Genomic DNA, 1166 nt, shown 5'->3' with positions numbered 1-1166 from the left:
GGGCCTCCAGCCGCTTGACGTAGTTGTCGATCTGGCGGATCGGGCAGCGGGGGTCGTTGACCCCGGCCGAGATGTAGACGGGGGCCTTGACCTGGTCGACGTAGGTCAGCGGGGAGGACGCGGCGAAGCGCTCCGGGACCTCCTCGGGGGTGCCGCCCAGCAGGGTGCGGTCCATGGCCTTCAGGGCCTCCATCTCGTCGTGGTACGCGGTGACGTAGTCCGCGACCGGCACGACGGCGATGCCCAGCGCCCAGGCGTCCGGCTGGGTGCCGAGGCCGAGCAGCGTGAGGTAGCCGCCCCAGGAGGCGCCGGTGAGGACGACGCGGCCGGGATCGGCGAGGCCGGAGGAGACCGCCCAGTCGCGGACCGCGGCCACGTCCTCCAGCTCGATCAGGCCCACCCGGTGCTTCAGGGCGTCGGTCCAGGCGCGGCCGTAACCGGTGGAGCCGCGGTAGTTGATGCGGACGACCGCGTACCCGTGGTCCACCCAGGCGGCCGGGCCCGCGGCGAAGGAGTCGCTGTCGTGCCAGGTCGGGCCGCCGTGCAGGTCGAACACGGTGGGCAGCGGGCCGGTGGCGCCCGCCGGCTTCTGGACCAGGGCGTGGATGCGGCCGCCGGGGCCCTCCACCCACACGTCCTCCACCGGCACCGACGACGGGCAGGCCAGGCCCGGCGGGTCCAGCACGACCGCGCCGGCCGTGGAGCGCACCGCCGGGGGCTCGGCGGCCGACGACCACAGGTACTCCACGCTGCCGTCGGGGCGGGCCGTGGCGCCGGAGACCGTGCCGGGCGGGGTGGGGATGCGGGTCAGCTCGCGGGCCGCCAGGTCGTACCGGAACAGTTCGCTGCGGGCCTCGAAGCCGTGGACGACGAGCAGGGCCGAGCCGTCCGGGTACCACTCGGCGCTGACGTCACCGGGCAGGTCCAGGGCCAGGTCCGTCTCCTCGCCCGTCGCCACGTCCCACACCAGGGGTTCCCAGCGGCCCCGGCGCTGGTGGCCGACGAGCAGCCGGGTGTCACCGTCGACCGGGGCGAAGCCCAGCACCTCCAGGCCCCGCTCCTCGGCGCCGCCCTTGGTGTCGTCCAGCTCGGCGACCGTCGTGCCGTCCGGGCGCAGCACCCGCAGCGCGGCGTGCATGGCGTCGCCGTGCTCGGTGTGTTCGACG

The 1166-nt window shown here is 75.3% G+C and carries 1 protein-coding gene; it reads right to left on the bottom strand.

The features are described from left to right. A partial coding sequence (locus IE312_RS40135) for a S9 family peptidase (protein ID WP_229899779.1) occupies positions 1-1166 on the bottom strand: 1166 nt, incomplete at both ends.

It is taken from the genome of Streptomyces capoamus, assembly GCF_014654935.1.
GTDB classification, from domain to species: Bacteria; Actinomycetota; Actinomycetes; order Streptomycetales; family Streptomycetaceae; genus Streptomyces; species Streptomyces capoamus.
The sequence above is the reverse complement of the archived record's forward strand: the minus strand, read 5'-3'. Positions and strand labels throughout refer to the sequence as shown.